The sequence below is a fragment of the Roseovarius sp. A-2 genome, assembly GCF_002072155.1.
GTDB lineage: Bacteria > Pseudomonadota > Alphaproteobacteria > Rhodobacterales > Rhodobacteraceae > Roseovarius.
This window is the reverse complement of the sequence record NZ_BDIY01000096.1, coordinates 1-950: the sequence shown is the minus strand read 5'-3', so window position 1 is coordinate 950 and position 950 is coordinate 1. Positions and strand designations below refer to the sequence as shown.

Below are 950 nucleotides of genomic sequence, written 5' to 3'. Positions count from 1 at the left end.
GGCGTTGTTGCACGATCAGGAGCTATTCTGGTAGTTGAGGATTTTGCCTCTGATCTGGACACCTGAATGCCACACAAGTTCAACGCTGCTCGCCGCCATAAGTTTGGCAGGAAGCGATATCGGGTAACAAATTGGGCAGTGTACAACGAAAACCTTCGGCGTCGTGGCGATCTGACTATCTGGGTCACTAACGATGCGCTGGAACAATGGCGGGCGCCGCGCCGGTCAACCCCTGGCGGCCCACGAGCATATTCTGACTTTGCCATCACAACCTGCCTGACCTTGCGCGCGATCTACAAACTACCGCTGCGCCAGACCCAAGGGCTGATGCGCAGCATCGCACGGCTGATGGGAGTGGAAATCCCGGTGCCCGATTTCTCCACGCTGTCGCGACGGGGCCAAGGTTTGAAACTGCCCGAAAAGCCGCGGATTGAGAGTACCGAGCCGATCCATCTGACTGTGGACAGTACCGGTCTAAAAATCTTTGGCGAGGGTGAGTGGCTACAGAACAAGCATAAAACAAAGGCCAGGTGCAAATCATGGCGCAAGCTGCACCTCGGCCTGGACCTTATGACCGGAGAGATCATTTGCGCTGATCTGACACAGGACGACGTGGGCGACCCTTCAGCTTTGCCCGGACTTCTGGATCAGATCGACGAGACGGTCACCAGGTTTCTGGCGGACGGCGCTTACGACGGTGCAGCGACCAGCACCTTGCTCAAATCGTGTTTCGGCGAGACGGTCGAGATCATCATCCCACCTCCGAAGAACGCCGTACCAAGCCCGCAATCAATGACCGACCCGACGCATCGAGACCGACACATCGCTGAAATCCACGCCCGGGGTCGGTTGGCCTGGCAAGTCAGCAGTGGCTACAATCAGCGCAGCCGGGTGGAAGCGCAGATGGGGCGCTGGAAAGGTATGATCGGGCCAAAACTGCAGGCACGGTG

At 57.9% G+C, this 950-nt stretch carries 1 protein-coding gene; it reads left to right on the top strand.

Features of this window, described 5'->3' with window-relative positions; translation table 11 throughout:
* Nucleotides 1-66: 66 nt before the first annotated feature.
* The coding region (locus tag BHD06_RS22735; RefSeq protein ID WP_139784873.1) for an IS5 family transposase at nucleotides 67-950 on the top strand (884 nt) is incomplete at its 3' end.